Source organism: Nitratireductor sp. XY-223, assembly GCF_004959855.1.
Classification (GTDB): Bacteria; Pseudomonadota; Alphaproteobacteria; order Rhizobiales; family Rhizobiaceae; genus Hoeflea_A.
Genome location: NZ_SPNT01000002.1, coordinates 734520 through 756470, shown reverse-complemented (window position 1 = coordinate 756470; position 21951 = coordinate 734520). Strand labels below are relative to the sequence as shown.

Sequence of the window (21951 nt, the reverse complement as noted above, 5' to 3'; positions counted from 1 at the left end):
TTCCGCCTATCCAGCGGTTTCTTTTACTTCTTCTTCCGCAGGGGCTTCCTCGGCGGGTGCTTCCTCGGCAGACGCTTCCTCGGCGGATGCTTCGGCAGCCGGTGCCTCTTCAGCAGGCGCTTCCACGGCGGGCGCCTCTTCTGCGGGCGCTTCCTCAGCGGGCGCCTCAGCTGCTGCGGCTTCGGCGTCGGCGGCTTCGGCCGCTGCTTCCTCTTCCTTCGCCTTCAGCTCGTCGAGGCGCTCCTGAGCCTTCTTGCCGAGCTTCGCCTTGATCGGGTTGTTGCGGGCCGGGCGCTTGGCAATGCCTGCCGCATCGAGGAAGCGCAGCACGCGGTCCGTCGGCTGGGCGCCCTGCTCGAGCCAGTGCTTGATGCGCTCTTCATTGAGCTCGACGCGGATGGCGTCCTTGGCCAGCATCGGGTTCCACATGCCGACCCTTTCGATGAAGCGGCCGTCGCGCGGCGCGCGCACATCGGCGATGACGACGTGGTAATAGGGGCGTTTCTTCGACCCGCCGCGGGCCAGACGAATTTTCAGTGCCATTTCGTTTTCCTTTAAAGTCCTGTTTTGTTTCGGGTTCGCCTCAAGGGCTCATTCGGCGCCGGTGCGGTGCCGGATGGCCTCGTGGTGGCGAATGACTTCCTTGATGATGAAGTTGAGGACGGCCTCTGCGAAATCGGAATCGAGATCGGCCTCCTCGGCGAGTTTGCGCAGGCGTTCGACCTGCCGCTGTTCCCGCGCCGGATCGGCGGGCGGCATGTCGAATTCGGCCTTGAGCTTGCCGACAGCCTGCGTGCAGCGGAAGCGTTCAGCCAGAATATGGATCAGCGCGGCATCGAAATTGTCGATCGAGCGGCGCAGTTCATTGAGGCGTTCTTGCGGATCGGTGGTCATGATCGTCACTTTTTCTTGGGCAGGCCGGGAAGGCCGCCGGGAAGTTTCGGACCGCCGAGACCGGGCAGGGCAGGGCCGCCGCCAAGGTCGGGCAGGCCGCCGGGTTTGCCGAGGCCCGCGGCATCCGCCTGTTTCTTCAGCGCCTCGAGCTGCTTGGGGTCGGGCATGCCGCCCATTCCGCCCATGCCGCCGGCCAGGCCGCCCATCATCTTGCCGAGCATGCCGGCCTTCTTGCCCTTGCCGCCCATCGCTTTCATCACGTCCGCCATCTGCCGGTGCATTTTCAAGAGCCTGTTGATCTCGGCCGCGTTGGTGCCGGAGCCGGCGGCGATACGCTTCTTGCGGGAATGTTTGAGGATATCGGGATTGGCCCGCTCCTTCTTCGTCATCGACGAGATGATGGCGAGCTGGCGGCGGAACACCGTGTCGTCGAGGCCGGCGGCGGCGATCTGGTCCTTCATCTTGCCCATGCCGGGCATCAGGCCCATGAAGCCGGACATGCCGCCCATCTTCTGCATCTGCCTGAGCTGGTCGGCGAGATCGTTGAGGTCGAACTTGCCGGCCTTCATGCGGTCGGCCATGACCTGCGCCTTTTCGGCGTCGATGGTCTCGGCCGCCTTCTCGACCAGCGAAACGATATCGCCCATGCCGAGGATACGGTCGGCGATGCGCCGCGGATGGAACTCCTCCAGCGCATCCATCTTCTCGCCGGTGCCGATCAGCTTGATCGGCTTGCCGGTCACGGCGCGCATGGAGAGCGCCGCACCGCCGCGGCCGTCGCCGTCCATGCGGGTGAGCACCAGGCCGGTAATGCCGACGCGCTCGTCGAAATTGCGGGCCAGGTTGACGGCATCCTGGCCGGTCAGCGCATCGGCGACGAGCAGGATTTCGTGTGGGCTCGACTTGGCCTTGATGTCGGCCATCTCGACCATCAGCGGCTCGTCGATATGGGTGCGGCCGGCGGTGTCGAGGATGACGACGTCATGGCCGCCGAGCTTCGCCGCCTGGACGGAGCGTTCGGCGATCTGCGTCGGCGACTGGCCGGCGACGATGGGCAGCGTGTCGATCCCCGTCTGCTCGCCGAGCTGGCGCAACTGCTCCTGGGCTGCGGGCCGGCGCGTGTCGAGCGACGCCATCAGCACTTTCTTCTTGTCGCGCGCGGAAAGCCGCGCGGCGATCTTGCCGGTGGTCGTCGTCTTGCCCGAACCCTGCAGGCCGACCATCATGACGACGACGGGCGCCGGTGCGTTGAGATCGATCGCAACGCCTTCCTCGCCGAGCATGGCGACGAGCTCGTCGTGGACGATCTTGACGACCATCTGGCCGGGCTTGATGGATTTCAGCACTTCCGCGCCGACCGCCTTCTCGCGCACCTTGTCGGTGAAGTCGCGCACCACCTCCAGCGCCACATCGGCCTCGAGTAGCGCCCGGCGCACTTCGCGCAGCGCCGCCGAGACATCCTTTTCGGACAGCGCGCCGCGGCCGGTCAGCCCGTTGAGGATTGAACCCAGGCGATCTTGAAGGCTTTCAAACATCCATCATTCCCTTGCTTCCGGAGACCATCTCCGGAAGATCGTCATCCCTCGCACGAATGACAAGCCCAAAGCACGAAAGCACCCGGGGGCGCATCGCGCTGCCGGGTGTTGGCTTCCGGGATCTCTTTATACCTTCGCGGGTCCCGGTCAGCGGCTCGGAGTTGTCAACTCGTCGCGGAATGCCGCGGATAAACAGCAATGGCCGGAAAAAGTCAAGCCGCATGTGCCGTGGACAGCGGCGGCAAACACCGGATACCCTTGCCCGACAGGAACAGGCCAAGGGGTATGAATATCGGGCCCGGGATGCGCCGATCTGGAAATTAGGGGGTTCAATGTCATCGGAAACGCAATCGGGTCCTGTCGGCGGCCACACGGTGCTGGGCATTGTCACGCTGATGATCACGGCCTTCACGATCGGCACCGATTTTACCGGTGCGCTGCTTCTGGTGCCCTCCATCGAAGCCGACCTGTCCGCCGACATCACCACCACCCAGTGGGTGCTCAACATCTACGCCCTGACCTTTGCCATGTTCATGGTGACCGGCGGGCGGCTGGGCGACACCCATGACCGGCGGCGGGTGCTGCTCATCGGTCTCGCGCTCTTCGTCGCCGCCTCCATCGGCTGCCTCCTGGCACCGGATATCGGATTTCTTATCGCCGCCCGCGCCGTCCAGGGGCTGGGTGCCGGGCTTGTCTGGCCGAGCATCATTGCCCTCGGCGCAACCAACGCGACCGAAGACCAGCGCGGCCTCGTCATGGGGCTGATTCTGGCCGGCGTGACCACCGGCAACGTGATCGGCCCGCTCATCGGCGGCGTCGCTTCCTATTTCGGCGACTGGCGGCTGTTTTTCCTTGCCAATGCCCTGTTCGGCACCGCCGCTGCCGTGCTCGTCTGGCGCCTGCTTTCCAGGCAGCGGCCGCAGGCCGACAACGAGCCGGTCGATTTTGCCGGCATCGCCATTCTGTCGGGGGCCATCCTGGCACTTCTTTTCGCGCTCGACGTCGGCGCCGACTGGGGTTGGGGATCGCTTTCCGTGATCGCACTGCTGTGCGCCAGCGTTGTGCTGTTCCTGGTGTTCCCGTTCGTGGAAGGCCGCGTTGCCGATCCGCTGCTGCCGCCGCAGATGCTCCGCAACCGCGAATTCGTGCTCACGCTGTGGCTCAACGCGCTCATGGTGCCGGCGTTCTTCGTCGCTTTCCTTTACTTCCCGCAGTTCATGCAGAAAACGCTCGGCTGGTCGGTCCTGACGGCCTCGTTCGGCATGATCCCCCTGATGTTGCCGCTGGCGGTGGGATCGATCGTCGCCGGGAACTTCTACAAGCCGTTCGGTCCAAAACGCCTGTTGTTCATCGGCTATGCCCTGGTCTCCCTCGGCTGTGCGACCGTCATTGTCCTGCCAGCCTCATGGGGCTACTACGCGATCCTGCCGGCCATGCTGCTGATCGGCTTCGGCGCCCCGCTCGGGGTCGGCACGTCGGGCACCGCGGTCGTCAGTGCGGTCAAGGCATCGCGCGCCGGTCTGGCCGGCGGCCTGTCCTTCATGCTGCACCTTGCCTATGGCGCGATCGGCGTGGCGGTGGCGACGGCAATCATGTACGGGTCCGGCCTGGCGCGGGTCGAGGCGGCGCTGAAACAGGCCGGCATATCGCTGTCCGCAGCGGATCTTTCGGTGCTGAATGCCGGTTCGGCCAGCGCCGCCGCCGCCAACAACATTTTCGCCCGCTACAGCACGGAGAACGCGGACAAGATCAGGTCGATCCTGAGCGAATCCTTCGCCGCCGGCATGAGTCTCGCCTACTGGCCCGTGCTGTTGTCGGCGGTCATCGGCCTGTTCGTGATTGCCGCCATCGACGAGAGCAAACTGCACGCCATCGACGAATAGCTATCAGGTCGCCAGACGCGAGTTACAGGACCCTGCGCATGATCGGTCGCGTCGGCGAGCGGCGGGCGACCTCGGAAAAGCCGGCCCTTCGAAAGGCGCCGGCGAAACCGGTCCACGCATAGACCGGCGGGTAGCGCGTCTTCGGCGTGTCGATCGGATAGCCCTCGAGGATTTGCGCGCCGCGCTCGCGGGCGAGGTCGCAGGCCCCCAGAAGCAGCCGGGCCGACAGGCCCTTGCGGCGATGGCGCTTGTCGATCAGGAAACAGGCGACGCTCCAGACGGGCTTGTCATCGACCGGTTTCAGCACCCTGGAAGAGGCAAGCCGCGTGAAGGCGGACCGGTCGTCCAGATGAATCCAGCCGACGGGATTGTCCTCAACAAACGCTATCAGTCCGGATATTTGACCTGATTCGAACAGCGCCTTCATCGCCAGCCGGTTGTCCTCGCCCATCTGCGCGTCCATCTGCTTCTTCGGCAGCCGCCACAGCATGCACCAGCACCCGCCGCAGCCGCCCTTGTCGCCCATGACGGCACGGAAACTCTCCCAGTCGGCGGGTCTGATGTCGAAATCCATGGCCGCGATTGTCGGGAAATCGGTGCCGCGTGGCAAGTGACACGTTTGCGCGCGTGACAGGTCTCGAGGGCGGGTACCTCGAGACCCGGATTCAGTCTTCGGCGACGCGGAAGGTGGACAGGTCGAGATCGCCGCTCCAGCGCCAAGCGCCGAGGAACGGCTCGTCCAGGGTGCGCCGCCCATGGAGCACCCAGGACGGATGGTGGATGAGCGCGCCGGGCGCATGGGCGGCGTAATCACCGCCGCCAACGGACCATTCCGCCGTGCCGGCAATGACAAGATAGGTTTCCTCGCCCGCATGGCTGGAGATCGGGTAGTCGGTCCACGCCTCCGAGGCCAGCAGGCCGATCCGCACGCTCTCGGCGGCGACATGTCCGTCCGGTCCAACGAGCTCGGTCGTATAAAGCCGCGCCGACACCGACCGCTCCAGCCCGGTGCCTTCCCAGGATATCCAGTCGAGCAGGTGCCGGCAGGCAAGGACGGACGCGCCGAGCGGCAGCGCGCCGCTGAGGCCGCAGGCCACATCCAGGACCGGGCCGGGATCGGCGCCCGAGACGGTGCGCCGGTAGGGCAGGGCGGGCGCGGCCCGCAAAGCCTTTGCAGCCATGTCGCCGCCCGGCCGTCCTTCCTCGGCAAACGCATCCGCCAGCAGGCTCGTCAGCCGGTCGAAAGCCGCGCGTTCTTCGGGTTCTTTCATCTTGCGCCACACGGTTCAAATCACACGCGTGGCCATCATGGCCGGCAAACCGGCGCCCGGGCAAGTGCCCCCCTGGGCAGTGCCTACTCGGCGGCTTCCGCCGGACGCGCGGCGGCCTCGGCGGCCTGCCGGTTCAGGCTCTCGAAATCCGCATCCGGCCAGAAGCCGGCCATCCAGGTCACGTAATCCTTGATCTTCGCGGGATCGAGATGGAGCGACGGCTTGATGAGGTCGATCTCCGCCTGCTCCTCGATCGGCACGCCGAGGCTGTCGGTCAGCCGGTTGATCATGTTGAACATGGCGCACACCATGCTGATCTCGATGATCTCGCCGTCGGAGAAATGTTCCTTCAGTTCGGCAAAGAGCGCATCGTCCCTGCCCGCCGTGTTGCGCGTCATGGCCTCGGCCCAGCGGATGGCCGCCTTCTCCGCGTCCGACAGGGTCTTTGAATCCAGATAATCGTCCGAACTCATTTCGATGACCTCGTCGTGGGTGATGCCGGCGGCGGCGCCGAGGGCCGTGTTGTGGGCATAGCAATAGTCGCAGCCATTGACGTGGCTGGTCTTGATGACGACGAGTTCCTTGACGCGCCCGGAGATGCGGGTGCCCGGCCACTGACGCTGCGCGGTGGCGTTGATCGGCAGGAAACACATGGCAAGCCACGGCGCACTGGCGATCGTGCGGTAGAACCGGGGCACGCGGCCAAGGAGCGCGGTGACGGAATCGTAGAAAACCTCCAGGTCTCCCGATATGTTCTCCCGTTCGATCATCGGCATGCGCTGCATCGTCTCACCTCCCGTTTCTTGATTGATCGGCCGGACGGCCGGATTCCCGGCAGTCTAAGCGAGAGGCAGAGCGGCAGAAAATCGCATTTGATGATTTCGCTCATCAGTGCCGATGATGACGGCGCGGCGAGGCCATCAAGCCGACCGGTCTAATTCGCGCACCCGTCGAGAAAGGAGCGCTTTACATAATCCGCCGCCTCCCCGGACGTAGCCGCACCGGCGTCGACCAGCATCCAGCCGGCGGTGAGCGTGCTGTCGAAGAACGCCGTCAGCCATTCCGCCGGCATGTCCGTCTCGAACTCGCCGTCCGTCATCGCCTGCCGAAACAGGGCCAGCATCTCGCCGCGCATCCGCGCTTCGATCCGCGCCACCTCCGCGTCGCCCTCGACAAGAGACCAGAGGCTGACAAGGAACCTGAAGCGGTCCGCCATCGGCATCAGCACATCGATGATCTTCTCGACGGCCGCCCGTCCGGACAGGTTCTCATTGGGTTCGAGGGCGGTCTCCGTTTCTTCCAGGCAAACCAGCGCCAGTTTGCGGACGAGGGCCTCGCGGGATTCGAAATGCCGGTAGAGCGTCGCCCGGCCGATGCCGGCCGCATCGGCGATTTCGGACATGCCCGCGGACGGGTTTCGTAAAAGCGCGGCAATCCCGGCCTCGATGATCGCCTCTTGCGAGCGGACGAACCGCCGGTCGTTTTTCTGAGACATGTCTGTTCCACATCTTGAAATAAGTTACGAGACACATATGTCTCATAAATTGGCATTGATGGCCGCTTTCTTCAACCCTCGCGATCGGGATCCGGAAAAATGCTCAAGGACCAACCGCTCACGGTCGGAACGCTGATCCGCAAATTCCTCCGGCCGATCAGCCTGACCTGGCTTCTCACCCTATGCGAGACCAGCCTGACGGCGCTGATACCGCTGTTCATGGGCTTCGCGATCGATGGCCTGCTCAAGGGCGATACGGATCCGCTGATCCGGCTGGCGGCGGTGCTCGCCGGGCTGATCGCGATCGGCGTGACAAGGCGCGTCTATGACACCCGCGCCTACGGCACCATCCGCGTTGCCCTTGGAACCGAGTTGATCGGACGCTCCGGCGGCATGCCGGTCTCCCGTCAGAACGCCCGTCTCGGAATGGGCCGCGAACTGGTGGATTTTCTCGAAACCGAGGTGCCGGCGGTGATGAATTCCGTCGTCCAGCTGGTCATTTCACTGGTCATCCTGTTTACCTTCCACCCGTTCCTGTCCTACGCCGCGATGGCCAGCGCGACGCTGATGATCGCCATCTACTTCGCGTTCCACGGACGCTTCTTCCGTTTGAACGGCGAGCACAACCAGCAGACGGAGCAGCAGGTCCGGATCCTCGAGCAGCGCGCGCCCTCGGCCATCCTTTCGCATCTGGACAGGCTGCGCCGGATCGAGATCAGGCTCTCCGACACGGAAGCCTATGTGTACGGCGCCATCTTCCTCGTGCTTCTCGCATTCATCGTCTTTAACCTGTGGTTCGCGGCGACGAACCTTGCGACCAGCGTCGGCACGATCTTCTCGATCATCAGCTATTCGTGGGAGTTCGTCGAATCCGCCCTCGTCCTGCCGGTGACCCTGCAGGGATGGTCGCGTCTGACGGAGATCATGCAGCGCATCAACGCGCCGCAGAAGGCCGCGTGAAGGCCAATGCGCTCACGTGCTCTTTACCGGCGCAGGCTTGGATGGCGCTGTGTCCGCAAGCTATAGTCCCGCCCGGATCAGGTTTCATCGGATGGTTTGCAGGGGGACAGGATGACGGACAGCCAATCATTCCCGCAGGCACAGGCGCACGGCGATCTCGTCGAGGTCTTTCCGGGCATCCACTTCGTCACCGGCACGGTTGCCATCAGCGGGCCGGTGCCGGCGCGGTTCAGCCGCAACATGACGGTCCTCGTTGAGGACGGCGACGTGACGCTGGTCAACACGATCCGGCTGGGCGAGGCCGGCCTCAAGGCGCTCGAAGGCCTCGGCCGGGTCAAGCATGTCCTCCGGCTCGCCGGATTTCACGGCATGGACGATCCCTTCTACAAGGACCGCTACCAGGCAAAGGTCTGGTCGGTCGACGCGCCCTATATCGCCGGTTTCGACGGCAAGGGCGAAGCCTATTTTTCGCCGGACGTCGTCCTTGATGACGATACCGCCCTGCCCGTGAAGGACGCCCGGCTCGCCCTGTTCAAGTCCGCCAGCACCGGCGAGGGCCTGCTGCTGATCGAGCGCGAGGGCGGCATTGTCGTTTCCGGCGACTGCCTGCAGAACTGGGCAAGGACCAACCGTTACTTCAACCTGCCGGCGCGCCTGCTGATGCGGCTGATGGGCTTTATCAAGCCGCACAATATCGGCCCCGGCTGGTTGAAGGCGGCAAAGCCCGATCCGGCGGAGGTCCGCAGGATCCTGTCCGAGCTCGATTTCGAGCACGTCCTGCCGGCCCACGGCGACCCGGTGACCGGCAATGCCAAGCAGCTCTACGCGCCCGTTATCGCAAAGCTGTAGCCGCCATTCGATGTCAAACTGCGCCCTTCGTTGACGGCCGCTGCCGGCAACGGAACGCCGGTTTCTAACTGCCCTCCAGCAGCGACCGCAGCCGGGTATCGAGCAGCACGTCCCAGCCCTCCTCGTGACGGTCACGCAAAGCGTCCTTTCCGTCCCGCCAGCCGGAATGAACAAGGTCGCAGCGCGTTTCCCGTGCCACCTCGATCAGCTCGATCTCGAGCAGGGTCTCGGTATAGGGCTCGTCGATCACCCAGGTATAGGCAAGCCGGGCGCGGCCTTTTTCGGGCGGCTGCAGCTCCATGACCTCGCAGCGCACCGGCGCTCCCGAGCCGATGCCCGGCGGGCAGTCCATGGTGAATGCATGGCCGGGCTTGGCAACGAAGGTGTTGGGCATCAGCCACTGGGCGATCTTGTCGCTTTCGGTGAGATAGGCCCAGACATCGTCGATCAGCGCGGCGATGGTGATGCTGCGATGGATATGCGCCATCAGCTCTTCCGTTTCCTGGCTTTGACGTCGGCCTCGACGGCCTGTTTGAGGTTTTCAAGGCGCTCGTCCCAGAAGCGGCCGTATTTCTGCACCCAGTCGTGGACCTCGCGCAGCGGCGCCGCATTCAACCGGTGCACGCGGGTGCGGCCGACATTGGTGATCGTGACCAGCCCGCTTTCCTCCAGGATGCGCAGGTGCTTGGCGACGGCCGGGCGGGAAATGTCGAACCGGCTGGCAAGCTCGCCCGCCGTCCTTTCGCCCTCTGCGAGGCAGTCGATCAGCGCCCGCCGACGGTCATCGGCAATGACGGAGTAGATGTTTTGCAGGCGATAGGTCATCGGCATCCCGGTCCGTGTGGTCCGGATTGGTTCTAGACCGCATTGACCAGGATGAACACCACGCAAATCAGCATCGAGGCAGCCGTCAGCAGCGCGCCCGCGCCCCGCGCGACCTTGTTCTCGTCCTTGGCGGCGATGCCGAACGGATGGGCGATGCGCCCCACCAGCAGGGTTCCGCCGATGACGTTGAGCAACAGGACGGACGCGCCCGATGCCTCGACGATCGCCATCAGGATCAGCCCCATCGGCGCGTTCTCGGTGAAATTGCCGTGCCGGCGGATCCATTCTGCAAGCTGGACGTTCTCGCCATGCAGCATTGGAATGTCCGTTTGTGCCCGCAGGATGCTGACCCGGGTGCTTAGAAAGATCATCACGATCGCCAGCAGGCTGGCATAGATGCCGGTGATTTCGAAGGGCATGGGTGCGTTCCCTGTTCGATGGGTTCCTTGGACTTACGGGGCGAGGTTGCGGCGAAAGCCGTCCCAGTAGAGCGTGTTCCAGTGGGTGTTGACGATCGAACTCAGCGGGCCGACTTCCTCGGTCTGGTCGGGATTGGGTATGCGTACCTTGAAATCCGGCACATTGACCTGAACGAGCTCAATCTGCGCACCGCGCAGCGTGTCCCTGAAAGTCAGCACCAGCGTCGAATCGGGCGCCCCGCGCCCCTCGACGGTCATATCCGCCGGATCGACCGCCGATACCCAGCCGAAATTCCACCACGCCATGGTTATGGAGTGGACGCCCTCGGCATTGGATATGTCGAGGACCCGGGCCTTCAGCGCGCACATGTCGGGCTGGAAACAGAACGCGTCGAGCGTTCCGCCCGCCTGTGCCCGCTCGCTCTCGGCACCGTCCGGCGCCCGGTAGCTGGCCGGAAGTCCGGTCACCGCCTTGTGGCCGTCGCTGGTCGCATAAAGCTCGTACAGCGCGTCCGCGCTGGCGCCCGGAAAATGGATCGTCTGGCTGAGCGTCGCCGCGCCGGCGCCGTGGCCGAGCAGCAGCAGTCCGGATATCGCGATTGCGGTTCTGAGCATGGTCGATCTCCCGGTTTGAGAAAAGCTGGCTGTATTTATGTAACCTACAGATTACATGTCAAGGAGTTTCTGACCGCCTTCGCCCCGGAAAGGCTGCCGCAATACGCGCGGGCCCAGAACATGTTTGTCACACATGTGCACTACTAATTTTCGTGGGCGAAGTTGTACTTTTGATAATGAAGTTATAGTCTTCGGCGGTCTGGGCGGTGGATCGAGGATTATTGCGTAGAGGACGGGGACCTGGATGAGTAGCAATGCCGCGCGCGCCTTTTATGGCCAGGGCAGATCGGGGGATGCCGCGCATCCCAAGCTTCACAACACACTGACCGGAATCAGCTCCTTCGAGGCACCGGCGACCGGAGAGCGTTTTGTCGTGGTGCGCGAAGCCGAGTTCAACGCCATGCACGAGGCACTGATCCTCGCCGAATCGATGGCGGCGCAGTCGATCTTCGAAGCGACCGTCGATCCGGCCACCCACGAGGTCGTGCGCAGCAAGGGTCACAACGGCAGCGCCGTCACGCAAGCGCGCGAGTTTCGCCGCATCAGCCTGCGTCAGCTCGCTGCCCGGACCGGCCTCGACGAAACCTATATTGCCGGCATCGAGGACGGGTCCAGGCGGCCGACCCTGACGGCGATCTGCAAGATCGCCAAGGTGCTGAACGTCACCGTGGACGAACTGGTCACGGACTGAGGGCGGTTCCTTTGGCCGACATCAAACGCTTCAAGGACATGGTCGCCGAGGCCAACGAAATCGTTGATCGGGTGACCGCCGAGAAAGCCGTGTCGCTCCATGGTGACGCGGACGTGCTGTTCGTTGATCTGCGCGATGTGCGCGAATTGCAGCGCGACGGCCTCATTCCCGGTGCCTTTCACTGCCCCCGCGGCATGCTTGAATTCTGGATCGACCCTGAAAGCCCCTACGCCAAGGAAGAGTTCCAGTCGGGAAAGCGCTTCGTGTTCTACTGCGCATCCGGCTGGCGGTCGGCTCTTTCGGCCAGGACGGCGGTGGAAATGGGCCTCTCCGGCGTCAGTCACATCGAATCCGGTTTTACCGGGTGGAAAGACGCCGGCGGCCCGATCGAAGACAAAAACAAGTAAACCCTGCAGGGAATATTCGGCTTACATTTCGCGCAATGGTTTCAAATCTTCGATGAGCCACCGTAAAATCTGATGAATTAACTGCCGTTTAACGCTGTTAGGCAAAAATTTTCTTGCCGGAATATCCAGGTACCACGCCTAGAAATGCATGATGCGCGATTTCGGACGGCCCACGGGCATGTGGAAGTCATACTCCGAAAGAAAAGCGCTCCATAATGCTGATTTCACGCAAGCTGCCGCTTGCAGCTGCACTGCTGACCATCGTCGCCATCGGTGCCTCCAGTGTCGCTGCACTTGTCATAAGCTCCAATACGCTGGAGCGGAAAGCCTATGAAAAGCTGGAGGCCGTCGCCGACGGCCGCCGCAACCAGGTCGAGACCTACCTGAAGACGGTTGAGAAGGACCTGAACACGCTCGTCAGGGACCCGGAGGTCAGCAACGCCTTCAGCGCCTTCAAGTTCGGCTGGAACTATATGGAAGGCGACGCCGTTACCGAGCTTCAGAAACGCTATATCGACGACAATCCGCATCCGGTCGGTCAGAAACACCTTCTCGATACGGCCGATGTCGACGGTTATGACAGCATCCACAAGAAGTACCACGACAAGCTGCGCCAGTTCATCCTCGACAACGGCTACTACGACCTGTTCCTCATCGATGAAAAGGGCAATGTCGTCTACACGGTATTCAAGGAGCGCGACTACGCGACCAACCTGGTGAACGGCCAGTGGAAGGACACCGATCTCGCCAATGTTTACAGGGAGGTGATGGAAGCCGGACCCACCGATCAGTTCGTGCTCAAGGATTTCATGCCCTACGGCCCGTCCAACGACGCGCCGGCGGCGTTCATCGGAATGCCTGTCACCGTCGGCAAGGATGTTGCCGGAGTCGTTGTGCTGCAGATGCCGAACGACATCATCGCCAACATCATGAACAACACCACCGGCCTCGGTGCATCCGGCGAAACGATCCTGATCCGCAATGACGGATTCCTGATCTCCGATTCTACAAAGACGGAAGAGAATGAAGCGCTCGCCACACGGATCGATACGCCCATGATCGCCTCCGCAACACGCGACAAAATGGAGACCGGGACCATATCCGGCTATCGCGGCATCGATGCCATCGCGGCCTTCGCGCCGGTCGATTTCGGCGGATCCGGCTGGGTGGTCGGTGCCGTCATCGACCGCTCGGAAGCGCTTGCGGGCGTTACATCGCTGCGCAACATCGTGCTGCTCATTGCACTTGCCCTGCTGGGCGCAGCGATGGCGGCGGCTATTTTGTTCTCCCGTTCCATCACGCGGCCCATATCGGATGTGGTCAACAACATGTCCGAACTCGCCAATGGCAACACGGACCTTGAGCTGAAAGGCGAGGCCCGCAAGGACGAGATCGGCGAGATGGTGCGTTCCGTTGCCGTGTTCCGGGACGCCGCTATCGAGAAGGAGAACCTCGAGCGCGAAGCGGAGGAAAACCGTTCGCTGAGCGACCGCGAACGCGCCGAGCGCGAGGCGGCCAAGGCCGAGGAAGCCCGCCGGATGCAGGAGGCGGTCGATGCCCTCGCAAGCGGCCTGACGCGCCTGTCGGAAGGCGATCTGACGGTCAGCCTCGACACGCCGTTCATGGAGGCATTGGAGCGCCTGAGGATCGATTTCAACGCCTCCGTTGAAAAACTCAACGGAACGCTTTGCGATATCCGCGAAAGCACCGGCTCCATAGACAACAACTCCATGGAGATCCGCTCGGCGGCCGACGATCTGTCGCGGCGCACGGAGCAGCAGGCCGCCTCTCTCGAGGAATCCTCCGCCGCGCTTGAAGAGATCACGTCGGCGGTGAAGGGAACGTCCGAGCGGGCCGGGGAGGCGGCCCAGATGGCCGGAGCCGCGCAGACCGACGCCGAAAAGTCGAGCGCCGTCGTCGCCGAGGCGGTCTCGGCCATGGAAGGCATCGAATCCGCCTCCGGCGAAATCTCCAACATCATCAACGTGATCGACGAGATCGCCTTCCAGACCAACCTCCTGGCCCTGAATGCGGGCGTCGAGGCGGCACGGGCCGGTGAGGCCGGAAAGGGCTTTGCCGTCGTTGCCCAGGAGGTGCGCGAACTCGCGCAGCGGGCCGCCACCGCCGCGCAGGAGATCAAGGAACTGATCACCAAATCGGGCGAGCAGGTCGGCAACGGCGTGAAGATGGTCAAGGCGACCGGCGACGCGCTGACGCAGATCTCCGAGCATGTCACCAATGTCAACAACGCCATCAGCGCCATTGCAACGGCGGCGAACGAGCAGCTCACCGGCATCGAGGAGGTCAATGCCGCCGTCACGCAGATGGACCAGATGACCCAGCAGAACGCGGCGATGGTCGAGGAAACAACCGCCGTTACCCATCAGCTGGCCGAGGACGTCGGCGGGCTTTCCAGCCGCATCGGCGAATTCCGCCTTTCCGGAGAACCGCCCGCCGCGCCGTTGAAGGAGGCGGATGAGACGTCCGGGCATGTCCCCTCGCCGGCCCGCAGGATGGTGAAAGCCGTCAGCAGCGCGCTCGGTTTCGACGGCAACGCGGCCACATCCCCAGATGACGACGAGAACTGGGACGAATTCTAGCGAAAGTCAGGTGCCGGTCCGCGTCCTCTCCGTTGAAACCGGAGGGGGCGCACCGGCACCCGTTTCCCCGCCGTCGGAGGTGTGGCCGGCGGTTGAAAGGGTCAGCACCGCTATTTCCTGCGGCTCCGCAACGCCTTCGAGCATGTCGGTCCGGACTTCCGCCACAAGGTCGCCGATGTAACCCTTCTCCAGCGCTTCGCGATAGGTATGGGCGGACGCGATCATCCGCGATCCCAGCACCTTGTTGTGTTTTTCCAGCTTCGCCGAGTGGTTGACGGCCGAGCCGATAACGGTGATCTCCAGCCGGTTTTCCTGGCCGACCGCTCCGAACGCCACCGGGCCGGAGGCGACGCCGATTCCGATGCCGTTCTCGCTGATGGCCTTGAGCGCCGGTTCTTCTTTTGGCCACCGCTCCGCATCGCGCAGGATCATTTCGGCCGCTTCCATGGCCCGTTTCGAGGCCGCGGCCCGGTCGCCGTCGAAACTGAAGGTCGCCATGATGCCGTCGCCCATGAACTTGTCGATCACGCCGCCGCATTGCTGAACGATGGGGACGACCCGGCCGTGGTAGCGCGACAGGGTCAGCATCACGTCCGAGGCATTCATGCCCGCAGCTATGCGCGTGAAACCGCGAATGTCGACGAACAGGATCGCCGCTTCACGGTTCTCGCCCTTTCCGGCTTCCAGGCGGTCGGCGCTCTGGCGGATGCCGCTTGCGATGCTGGTGTCGAAAAAGCGCGACAGGTCGCTGGCGGCCTGCTCCTCGGTCACGGCGCTGACCAGCAGGTTCTTCGATGCGTTGACCACCAGCGTCAGGACGCCCGTCACGAACAGGATCGACAGGATCTTGTCGATCTCGGCGCCGATGAGGATTGAATTCGACGTCAGGTATTCCACGTAGGAGCGGGTCAGCATGTTGTCGCCGGAATCGATGCGCGTCACGTAAACGATCATCGCTGCCCAGCCGGCCGCGGCGACGAAACCGGCCGCAATTACGAAACGGGCTTCGAAGCGAAGCGCGCGGATGGCGATGAATATGAAAACGTAGAGCAGCGTCGGCGCCTTCAGGATGAACGATGCCGGCTGCATGTACTGGATATGGAAGCTGACCATCAGGCTGTAGAGCAGTCCGAAGTCGAACAGGATCGAGCCGTAGACCGACCAGTGCGGCAGCTTCTGGCGAATGGACCAGATCAAGCCGATCACGCTGACGACCAGATAGGCGCCAAGCACGTACGGAACCGGCGAAAACGCCTCGTCGGGGCTGGTCTTCGGGCTGATGAAGTAGATCGCGGAGAACATGAGCACGATCGTCAACTGGATGAGGCGCGCCATGATCTCGTTGGCGCGTTCGCGTTCATCCAGCGCCACGCGAACGCGTTCGGGCAGCTGATCGAGCCGCGTTCCGCGGCGAAACTGTCTGGTGACCAATTCTAATGCAGCCAATGCGCATCTCCACTGGAGCGGTGACAATGTGCCTTTGAAGACACACTGTTAAGAAAAGCCAAGTAAATAATAACAGTTAAGGCACCCGCAATGGATCAATTCACTTGAACCCGACGTGATCGCCGGTTGATACTTTGCGAAACCTGCGACGGACCGGGAAAAGGCCCATGAAAATTAATGACTATGAAAATCAGCCGCTGGAGGAATGGCAGCCGGGCGTGACCACAAGAATGCGGTGTTCGCTTCTGACCGGCTGCAGGCAGTTGTGCATATTCGATCAGTGGTGCCTTCCGGGAAAGGGAGCGCCCACCCATGTCCATGCCGTCGAGAAGGTTATCAGCGTCGTCGAGGGCACCGCTGAAATCTGGGTCGGTGACGAGACCGAGACGGTCCCGGCGGGACGATCGGTCGTCATACCGGCCGGCACCAAGCACGGCTTCGCCAATCGCGGAACCGGTACGCTCTATCTCCAGCTGGCGCTCGCCGCGCCGATCTACGAGGCGACCTACGAGGACGACGCGGAACTCGGCTGGCGTTGGGCGCCGCGTTAGAGCAATTCCGGGGCAGGCCCGGTCAGCCTGCCAGCGCCAATGCGCCCTTTGAGGCCTTGTTGAAGGCCTGCTTGAGATCCTCGATAAGATCGTCCGCGTGTTCCAGCCCCACCGACAGCCTGATAAGCCCTTCCGTGACGCCGGCCGAATCCCGCGCCTCGAGCGGCACACCTGAATGGGTTGTCGATGCCGGGTGACAGACCAGCGATTCCGTTCCCCCAAGACTGACGGCCAGTTTGAATAGCCGCAACTCGTTGAGAATGCGGAAGGCCATGGCGCGGTCGTCATCGATGACGAAAGAGAAGGTCGAGCCCGGGCCGGTGCACTGGTTTTCATAGACCGATCGTTCCTTCTGGCTGGCCGAGTAGAGCGGGTGCAGGACCGTGCAGGGAATGATCGTGTTGCCGGCCAGCCATTCAGCGACACGTGTCGCCGAATCGGCCGCCCTTTCCATTCTCAGCGTCAGGGTTTCCATCGATCGTGCAAGCATCCACGATGAATGCGGGTCGAGCTGGAAACCGTAGGCGCTCCGCGTCAGTCGGATCGCGTTCAGCAGCGTCCTGGTACCGGTGATGCCGCCGGCGATCAGGTCGCTGTGCCCGCCGACATATTTTGTCAGTGAATAGACGCACAGGTCGATCCCGAGGTCGATCGGCTTCTGGAACACCGGGCCGAGCATGGTGTTGTCGCAGACGATGACCGGCTTGTGTCCGGAAATCTGCGACCACCGGTCAACGACCCGCCGCGCCATGGCAAGATCGATCATGGCATTTGTCGGGTTTGCCGGCGTCTCCAGATAAAGGATCTTCACCGGTCCGTGCCGTGCCGCCTTTTCGAGCGTGTAGATGAGCGCCCCTTCCGAAAGACCGTCGACAAACGGGATCGGCTTGATCCCCCAGCCCGGCAGCAACTTTCCGATCAGCGACTCGGTTCCGCCGTAAAGCGGTGTGTAGTGGGCGATGGAGTCGCCGGGACGAAGCAGCGTCAAAAAGACAGCGCTGATCGCCGCCATGCCGGACGATGTCAGAAGCGCTGCCTCGGCGCCGTCGAACAGCGCCAGTCGGTCTTCCACGATTTCGGTATTGGGGTGATTGAAGCGGCTGTAGACAAGGCCGCCCGCGCCGCCATCGTCGGGCGCCGGTTTCCGTCCGGCCACCACATCGAAGAACGCCGCGCCCTCCTCCGCCGACTGGAAGGCAAAAGTCGAGGTCAGGAAAACCGGCGGCTTGACCGCCCCTTCGGACATGGACGGCTCGTAGCCGAAGGACATCATCTGCGTTGACGGGTGAAGCATGTGGCCGCCGAGATGGGTGCGGCGGAAGGATTTTGATCCGGGCATGGCGACATCTCCTCTTGGTGAGAAGTTTACGCTGTTCGCATTGGCCAAATCTCTCCTATTTTGCTACCATACAGCACAAAATTAGAGGTTTTCAGCTAAAATGCTCGACAAAACGGATAAAATGATTATCGCCACGCTGACCGAGGACGGGCGGGCCAGCGTCGAATCGGTCGCCCAGGCGGTCGGCCTTTCGCCGACACCGACGCGCCGCCGTATAAGGCAACTGGAGGAAGCCGGGATCATTCGCGGCATCCGGGCCGAGATCGACGCGGACAAATGCGGGCTGGAACTGGCGATCTACGTCTTTATCAAGCTGCTCAACCGCGACCGGGCGACGATCTCGCAATTCGAAGCGCGGATCATGAGCCTGCCGGAAATCCAGCGCTGCGACCTGATCACGGGGCCGCACGACTATATCCTTACGCTGCGCCTTGCAGGCATGAAGGATTACAACCGCTATCTGCGCGATGTGCTTGCCGAGCTGCCGGGCATCTCCGGCATCGAGACCTCCATCGTCATCGGCAAGGTCAAGGACCGCCCGCACCTGCCGCTGGACGCCGTCTGACAGCCGGCGTCAAGCTCCGCGAGGCCCGACTTGAAACTCGCCCTCGGCCGCTTATCTCAGGATAATGGAGCAGAAGAACGAACAATTGCCATCGCCTCGCGCCTCGCGCGGCGACAGCAAGAACCGCGTCAATAAATACTATTCAGGCCCCGTTTCGGACCATTTCGACGGCACTTTTTTCTTCAATCCCGGCGGCAGGCCGCCCAACGGGCTGCGCGATCTTCTCAAGTGGCAGTTCGGCGAAAAACGCAACCGTTGGCCGGCCCGTTTCGACAGCCCGTTTTCCGGCGCGGCGCCGGTTTCCGGCGTCGATGGCGACGACCTGCGGGTCACCATGGTCGGCCATGCCACCATGCTGATCCAGGTCGCGGGCCTGAACATCCTGACCGATCCGGTGTGGGCGCAGCGCGTTTCCCCGCTTTCCTTCGTCGGGCCGAAACGCGTCAACGCGCCCGGCATCGCCTTCGACCGGTTGCCGGATATCGATCTGGTATTGCTGACCCATAACCACTACGACCATCTCGATATCGAAACCCTCAAACGGCTGCACAAACACCACAAGCCGCTCGTGGTCACGCCACTCGGGAATGACAAAATCGTGCACGAGGCCGTGAAGGGCATGCAGATAAGGACCGGCGACTGGGGCGACAGTTTCGAGGTTGCCGGCGGGGTGCGGATTCACATCGAACCGTGCCATCACTGGTCGGCGCGCGGCAGCCGCGACCGGCGCATGGCCCTCTGGGGCGCCTTCATCCTCGAAACGCCGGCAGGCCGCATCTACCACGTCGGAGACACCGGCTTTCACGGCGGCGTCAACTACCGGGCGGCTTTCCGGAAATTCGGCGGCTTTCGTCTCGCCATATTGCCGATCGGTGCCTTCGAGCCGCGCTGGTTCATGAAGGACCATCATCAGAACCCGCGGGAAGCCGTCGAGGGCTTCGAGATCTGCGCAGCCGACCACGCGGTCGGACATCACTGGGGAACCTTCCCGCTGACCAACGAGGCGATCGACGAGCCGCTCGCTGCGCTGAAGGAGGCGCTGCGGCAGAAAAGCATCGATCCGGCCCGCTTCCGGCCGCTGCGGCCCGGCGAGAGCTGGGACGTGCCGGCAGACGCGGAACAGTCGGCAGGCGCTGGTGAAAACGCCGCATCTGGTAATTTATAGGAACTTCGGCCATATACGCTTTTTAGGAAAGTAGGCCGATGGCGGACATGGTTCCATTTGCGAAGATGAACGGGCTGGGTAATCAGATCCTGGTGGTCGACATGCGCGGCCGCCCGGACGCCGTCACGCCCGCGGCCGCCATTGCCCTGGCCGCCGATCAACGCACCGCTTTCGACCAGATCATGGCGATCCACGATCCGCGCGTCCACAACACGGACAACTATATCGACATTCTCAATTCCGACGGCTCGAAGGCTCAGGCCTGCGGCAATGGCACCCGCTGCGTCGTCCAGGCGCTCAGCGCCGAGACCGGCAGGAAGGCCTTCACCTTCCAGACGGTGGCCGGCATCCTGAACGCCCGCGAGAACGACGATGAATCGATCACCGTCGACATGGGAAAGCCGGAGTTCCACTGGGAGAAGATTCCGCTCGGCGAAGAATTCCGCGACACCCGCATGATCGAACTGCAGGTCGGCCCGATCGACGCGCCGGTGCTGCACTCGCCGTCCGCCGTCTCCATGGGCAACCCGCACGTCGTCTTCTGGGTGGACGACGATGTCTGGTCCTATGACCTCGACCGTTTCGGGCCGCTTCTGGAGAACCATCCGATTTTCCCCGAGCGCGCCAATATCTCGATCGCACGCGTCCGCACCAGGACCGAGCTTGACCTGCGCACCTGGGAGCGCGGCGCCGGCCTGACGCAGGCCTGCGGCTCGGCGGCCTGCGCCGCCGCGGTTTCCGCCGCCCGCACAAGGCGAACGGAGCGCCAGGTGACGGTCAACGTGCCGGGCGGCCCGCTGCTGATCGACTGGAGCGAGGAAACGAACCGCGTCACCATGACCGGCCCCGCCGAATGGGAATTCTCCGGCACCCTCGACCCGCAGACCGGCGCCTGGCTGCCGGATGCGAAAAACGGCACACCGGAGAGGGAGAGCGTCTCGTGAGCGGCGTCGACCTGATCACGTTCGGCTGCCGGCTGAACACCTATGAATCGGAGGTGATGCGGCGCGAGGCCGGCAAGGCCGGACTGAACAATGCGGTCATCGTCAACACCTGCGCTGTAACCGGCGAAGCGGTGCGTCAGGCCAAGCAGGCGATCCGCCGCGCCCGGCGCGAGAACCCCCATGCCCGCATCATCGTCACCGGCTGCGCGGCGCAGACCGAGGCCGCGACCTTCGCCGCGATGGACGAGGTCGACGCGGTGCTCGGCAACGAGGAAAAGCTGAAGAGCGCGAGCTACCGCCGCCTGCCCGATTTCGGCGTTTCGGCCGAAGAAAAGATCCGCGTCAACGACATCATGAGCGTCAAGGCAACGGCGCCGCAGATGGTCGACGCCATCGAGGGTCGCGCCCGCGCCTTCGTCCAGGTCCAGAACGGCTGCGACCACCGGTGCACCTTCTGCATTATCCCCTATGGCCGCGGCAACTCCCGCTCGGTGCCCATGGGCGCCGTCGTCGAACAGGTCAAGCGGCTCGTCGGCAACGGCTACCGTGAGGTTGTCATTACCGGCGTCGATGCCACAAGCTACGGCGCCGATCTGCCCGGCCGGCCTACGCTGGGGCTGCTTGCCCGCAACATCCTCGATCAGGTGCCCGATCTCGAGCGCCTGCGCCTGTCCTCGATCGACTCCATCGAGGCGGACGAACACCTCATGCGGCTCATCGCCGAGGAACGGCGTTTCATGCCCTATCTGCATCTTTCGCTGCAGCACGGCGACGACATGATCCTGAAGCGCATGAAGCGGCGGCACCTGCGCGACCAGGCGGTCGGCTTCTGCGAGGACGCGCGGCGTCTGCGGCCGGACATCGCGCTGGGCGCCGATCTCATCGCCGGTTTCCCGACCGAGACCGACGCAATGTTCGACAACGCCCTGTCGCTGATCGATGATTGCGGCCTCGCGTTCCTGCATGTCTTTCCGTTCTCGCCGCGCGAGGGAACGCCGGCGGCCCGCATGCCGCAGCTCGACCGCGGCCTCGTCAAGCAGCGCGCGGCGCGCTTGCGTGAAAAGGGCCGCCAAGCCTATACCGCACACCTGGAAAGACTGGTCGGCACCGGCCAGCGCGTCCTGATCGAGCGCGAGGGGCTGGGCCGGACGGAGAATTTCACGCTTGTCGCAGCGGTGACGGGAGCGCCCGGCACCATCGTCCCGGCAACCATCACAGGCCACGACGGCGACCGGCTCACCGCCGGCGCGGCGGGCGATCAACCCTCATCCCGGGCGGCGGCCTGAGAGCGAAACAGAGCGGCGGCATATGGCACTCGGCTTCATCAAGAAGGTCTTTTCCTTCGGCAAGAAAAAAACCGTCGTGACGACGGAAGACGGCGAGGCCGAGGTCCAGGTTGCCGAAGCGGAGGCCGTTGAGGCGCCGGTTGAGACCGCTGCCGAACCGGCCGTGGAAATCGAGAAGCAACAGGCGGCTGAACCGGTAGCACAGGCACCT

General features: G+C 63.4%; 23 protein-coding genes and 2 pseudogenes. 12 read left to right on the top strand and 13 right to left on the bottom strand.

The features are described from left to right. Positions 1-138 precede the first annotated feature (138 nt). The 3 genes and pseudogenes from rpsP to ffh form a co-directional block, all read right to left on the bottom strand. A pseudogene (rpsP, locus tag E4M07_RS10170) lies at positions 139-543 on the bottom strand (30S ribosomal protein S16); the annotation flags it as partial. A gap of 48 nt (positions 544-591) precedes the next feature. Then, positions 592-894 (bottom strand): chorismate mutase, encoded by a 303-nt coding sequence (locus tag E4M07_RS10165; RefSeq protein ID WP_136658186.1) that lies wholly within the window; start codon positions 892-894, stop codon positions 592-594. 5 nt (positions 895-899) lie between these two features. Then, entirely contained in the window at positions 900-2429 is a 1530-nt protein-coding gene (ffh, locus tag E4M07_RS10160; RefSeq protein WP_136658185.1) for a signal recognition particle protein, read from the bottom strand. A gap of 332 nt (positions 2430-2761) precedes the next feature. On the opposite strand from ffh, the gene E4M07_RS10150 reads away from it, so the two are divergent. Beyond that, positions 2762-4312: an MFS transporter gene (locus tag E4M07_RS10150; protein ID WP_136658184.1), complete on the top strand. Its 1551-nt coding sequence runs from the start codon at positions 2762-2764 to the stop codon at positions 4310-4312. Between the two features lie 22 nt (positions 4313-4334). On the opposite strand, the gene E4M07_RS10145 is transcribed toward E4M07_RS10150, so the two are convergent. The 4 genes from E4M07_RS10145 to E4M07_RS10130 form a co-directional block, all read right to left on the bottom strand. Continuing rightward, positions 4335-4922, bottom strand: coding sequence for a GNAT family N-acetyltransferase (locus E4M07_RS10145; protein WP_246660403.1), 588 nt, complete (start codon positions 4920-4922; stop codon positions 4335-4337). A gap of 55 nt (positions 4923-4977) precedes the next feature. After that, positions 4978-5583 carry a dimethylsulfonioproprionate lyase family protein gene (locus E4M07_RS10140; protein ID WP_136658183.1) on the bottom strand — a complete coding sequence of 202 codons (606 nt, stop codon included), beginning with the start codon at positions 5581-5583 and terminating at the stop codon, positions 4978-4980. An 83-nt stretch (positions 5584-5666) separates the two neighbouring features. Then, positions 5667-6368, bottom strand: coding sequence for a carboxymuconolactone decarboxylase family protein (locus E4M07_RS10135; protein ID WP_136658182.1), 702 nt, complete (start codon positions 6366-6368; stop codon positions 5667-5669). Between the two features lie 149 nt (positions 6369-6517). Beyond that, positions 6518-7078: a TetR/AcrR family transcriptional regulator gene (locus E4M07_RS10130; RefSeq protein ID WP_136658181.1), complete on the bottom strand. Its 561-nt coding sequence runs from the start codon at positions 7076-7078 to the stop codon at positions 6518-6520. A gap of 99 nt (positions 7079-7177) precedes the next feature. Between E4M07_RS10130 and E4M07_RS10125 the strand changes: the two genes are divergently transcribed. Further along, positions 7178-8038, top strand: coding sequence for an ABC transporter six-transmembrane domain-containing protein (locus E4M07_RS10125; RefSeq protein WP_136658180.1), 861 nt, complete (start codon positions 7178-7180; stop codon positions 8036-8038). A gap of 111 nt (positions 8039-8149) precedes the next feature. Further along, positions 8150-8887 (top strand): hypothetical protein, encoded by a 738-nt coding sequence (locus E4M07_RS10120; RefSeq protein ID WP_136658179.1) that lies wholly within the window; start codon positions 8150-8152, stop codon positions 8885-8887. A gap of 64 nt (positions 8888-8951) precedes the next feature. Here E4M07_RS10120 and E4M07_RS10115 read toward each other — a convergent pair whose 3' ends face one another. Genes E4M07_RS10115 through E4M07_RS10100 form a run of 4 tightly spaced genes read right to left on the bottom strand, consistent with a single transcriptional unit; the run spans position 8952 to position 10746 of the window. Further along, positions 8952-9374 carry an SRPBCC domain-containing protein gene (locus E4M07_RS10115; protein WP_136658178.1) on the bottom strand — a complete coding sequence of 141 codons (423 nt, stop codon included), beginning with the start codon at positions 9372-9374 and terminating at the stop codon, positions 8952-8954. Then, entirely contained in the window at positions 9374-9712 is a 339-nt protein-coding gene (locus E4M07_RS10110; RefSeq protein WP_136658177.1) for a metalloregulator ArsR/SmtB family transcription factor, read from the bottom strand. Before E4M07_RS10110 ends, E4M07_RS10115 begins: the two co-directional genes overlap by 1 nt. A gap of 32 nt (positions 9713-9744) precedes the next feature. After that, complete coding sequence (locus E4M07_RS10105) at positions 9745-10131, bottom strand: MAPEG family protein (protein ID WP_136658176.1); 387 nt, start codon at positions 10129-10131, stop codon at positions 9745-9747. Positions 10132-10164: 33 nt separating this feature from the next. Next, the gene (locus tag E4M07_RS10100) at positions 10165-10746 is read right to left on the bottom strand and encodes a hypothetical protein (protein WP_136658175.1); all 582 of its coding nucleotides are present in this window, start codon (positions 10744-10746) and stop codon (positions 10165-10167) included. 244 nt (positions 10747-10990) lie between these two features. On the opposite strand from E4M07_RS10100, the gene E4M07_RS10095 reads away from it, so the two are divergent. From E4M07_RS10095 to E4M07_RS10085, 3 genes are all read left to right on the top strand, one after another. Then, positions 10991-11437 carry a helix-turn-helix transcriptional regulator gene (locus E4M07_RS10095; RefSeq protein WP_136658174.1) on the top strand — a complete coding sequence of 149 codons (447 nt, stop codon included), beginning with the start codon at positions 10991-10993 and terminating at the stop codon, positions 11435-11437. 38 nt (positions 11438-11475) lie between these two features. Next, complete coding sequence (locus E4M07_RS10090) at positions 11476-11844, top strand: rhodanese-like domain-containing protein (RefSeq protein WP_169054182.1); 369 nt, start codon at positions 11476-11478, stop codon at positions 11842-11844. Between the two features lie 215 nt (positions 11845-12059). Beyond that, positions 12060-14444: a methyl-accepting chemotaxis protein gene (locus E4M07_RS10085; protein WP_136658173.1), complete on the top strand. Its 2385-nt coding sequence runs from the start codon at positions 12060-12062 to the stop codon at positions 14442-14444. A gap of 6 nt (positions 14445-14450) precedes the next feature. Here E4M07_RS10085 and E4M07_RS10080 read toward each other — a convergent pair whose 3' ends face one another. After that, the gene (locus E4M07_RS10080) at positions 14451-15890 is read right to left on the bottom strand and encodes an adenylate/guanylate cyclase domain-containing protein (protein WP_206057211.1); all 1440 of its coding nucleotides are present in this window, start codon (positions 15888-15890) and stop codon (positions 14451-14453) included. Positions 15891-16057: 167 nt separating this feature from the next. Between E4M07_RS10080 and E4M07_RS10075 the strand changes: the two genes are divergently transcribed. Next, a complete protein-coding gene (locus E4M07_RS10075; RefSeq protein WP_136658172.1) occupies positions 16058-16441 on the top strand; it encodes a cupin domain-containing protein in 384 nt (127 codons plus the stop codon). Positions 16442-16463: 22 nt separating this feature from the next. Here the strand turns inward: E4M07_RS10075 and E4M07_RS10070 are convergent, their stop codons facing one another. Then, positions 16464-17780 (bottom strand): cystathionine gamma-synthase family protein, encoded by a 1317-nt coding sequence (locus E4M07_RS10070; RefSeq protein WP_136658171.1) that lies wholly within the window; start codon positions 17778-17780, stop codon positions 16464-16466. Between the two features lie 100 nt (positions 17781-17880). Between E4M07_RS10070 and E4M07_RS10065 the strand changes: the two genes are divergently transcribed. The 5 genes and pseudogenes from E4M07_RS10065 to E4M07_RS29060 form a co-directional block, all read left to right on the top strand. Then, complete coding sequence (locus E4M07_RS10065) at positions 17881-18345, top strand: Lrp/AsnC family transcriptional regulator (RefSeq protein ID WP_136658170.1); 465 nt, start codon at positions 17881-17883, stop codon at positions 18343-18345. Between the two features lie 64 nt (positions 18346-18409). Next, a complete protein-coding gene (locus tag E4M07_RS10060; RefSeq protein WP_136658169.1) occupies positions 18410-19510 on the top strand; it encodes an MBL fold metallo-hydrolase in 1101 nt (366 codons plus the stop codon). A 38-nt stretch (positions 19511-19548) separates the two neighbouring features. Continuing rightward, on the top strand, positions 19549-20454 hold the full coding sequence (gene dapF, locus E4M07_RS10055; protein WP_136658168.1) for a diaminopimelate epimerase: 906 nt from the start codon (positions 19549-19551) through the stop codon (positions 20452-20454). Then, positions 20451-21740: a tRNA (N(6)-L-threonylcarbamoyladenosine(37)-C(2))-methylthiotransferase MtaB gene (mtaB, locus tag E4M07_RS10050; RefSeq protein WP_136658167.1), complete on the top strand. Its 1290-nt coding sequence runs from the start codon at positions 20451-20453 to the stop codon at positions 21738-21740. Before dapF ends, mtaB begins: the two co-directional genes overlap by 4 nt. A 22-nt stretch (positions 21741-21762) precedes the next feature. Next, positions 21763-21951 (top strand): annotated as a pseudogene (locus E4M07_RS29060) (signal recognition particle-docking protein FtsY); the annotation flags it as partial.

What these genes read in the sequence shown, in the direction of transcription:
- E4M07_RS10060 (WP_136658169.1), top strand. Translation starts at nt 18,410, where the DNA reads ATGGAGCAGAAGAACGAACAATTGCCATCGCCTCGCGCCTCGCGCGGC.
- E4M07_RS10095 (WP_136658174.1), top strand. Translation starts at nt 10,991, where the DNA reads ATGAGTAGCAATGCCGCGCGCGCCTTTTATGGCCAGGGCAGATCGGGG.
- dapF (WP_136658168.1), top strand. Translation starts at nt 19,549, where the DNA reads ATGGCGGACATGGTTCCATTTGCGAAGATGAACGGGCTGGGTAATCAG.
- E4M07_RS10135 (WP_136658182.1), bottom strand. Translation starts at nt 6,368, where the DNA reads ATGCAGCGCATGCCGATGATCGAACGGGAGAACATATCGGGAGACCTG.
- E4M07_RS10110 (WP_136658177.1), bottom strand. Translation starts at nt 9,712, where the DNA reads ATGACCTATCGCCTGCAAAACATCTACTCCGTCATTGCCGATGACCGT.
- E4M07_RS10105 (WP_136658176.1), bottom strand. Translation starts at nt 10,131, where the DNA reads ATGCCCTTCGAAATCACCGGCATCTATGCCAGCCTGCTGGCGATCGTG.
- E4M07_RS10100 (WP_136658175.1), bottom strand. Translation starts at nt 10,746, where the DNA reads ATGCTCAGAACCGCAATCGCGATATCCGGACTGCTGCTGCTCGGCCAC.
- E4M07_RS10085 (WP_136658173.1), top strand. Translation starts at nt 12,060, where the DNA reads ATGCTGATTTCACGCAAGCTGCCGCTTGCAGCTGCACTGCTGACCATC.
- E4M07_RS10130 (WP_136658181.1), bottom strand. Translation starts at nt 7,078, where the DNA reads ATGTCTCAGAAAAACGACCGGCGGTTCGTCCGCTCGCAAGAGGCGATC.
- ffh (WP_136658185.1), bottom strand. Translation starts at nt 2,429, where the DNA reads ATGTTTGAAAGCCTTCAAGATCGCCTGGGTTCAATCCTCAACGGGCTG.
- E4M07_RS10125 (WP_136658180.1), top strand. Translation starts at nt 7,178, where the DNA reads ATGCTCAAGGACCAACCGCTCACGGTCGGAACGCTGATCCGCAAATTC.
- E4M07_RS10115 (WP_136658178.1), bottom strand. Translation starts at nt 9,374, where the DNA reads ATGGCGCATATCCATCGCAGCATCACCATCGCCGCGCTGATCGACGAT.
- E4M07_RS10090 (WP_169054182.1), top strand. Translation starts at nt 11,476, where the DNA reads ATGGTCGCCGAGGCCAACGAAATCGTTGATCGGGTGACCGCCGAGAAA.
- E4M07_RS10150 (WP_136658184.1), top strand. Translation starts at nt 2,762, where the DNA reads ATGTCATCGGAAACGCAATCGGGTCCTGTCGGCGGCCACACGGTGCTG.
- E4M07_RS10165 (WP_136658186.1), bottom strand. Translation starts at nt 894, where the DNA reads ATGACCACCGATCCGCAAGAACGCCTCAATGAACTGCGCCGCTCGATC.
- E4M07_RS10120 (WP_136658179.1), top strand. Translation starts at nt 8,150, where the DNA reads ATGACGGACAGCCAATCATTCCCGCAGGCACAGGCGCACGGCGATCTC.
- E4M07_RS10070 (WP_136658171.1), bottom strand. Translation starts at nt 17,780, where the DNA reads ATGCCCGGATCAAAATCCTTCCGCCGCACCCATCTCGGCGGCCACATG.
- E4M07_RS10075 (WP_136658172.1), top strand. Translation starts at nt 16,058, where the DNA reads ATGAAAATTAATGACTATGAAAATCAGCCGCTGGAGGAATGGCAGCCG.
- E4M07_RS10140 (WP_136658183.1), bottom strand. Translation starts at nt 5,583, where the DNA reads ATGAAAGAACCCGAAGAACGCGCGGCTTTCGACCGGCTGACGAGCCTG.
- E4M07_RS10065 (WP_136658170.1), top strand. Translation starts at nt 17,881, where the DNA reads ATGCTCGACAAAACGGATAAAATGATTATCGCCACGCTGACCGAGGAC.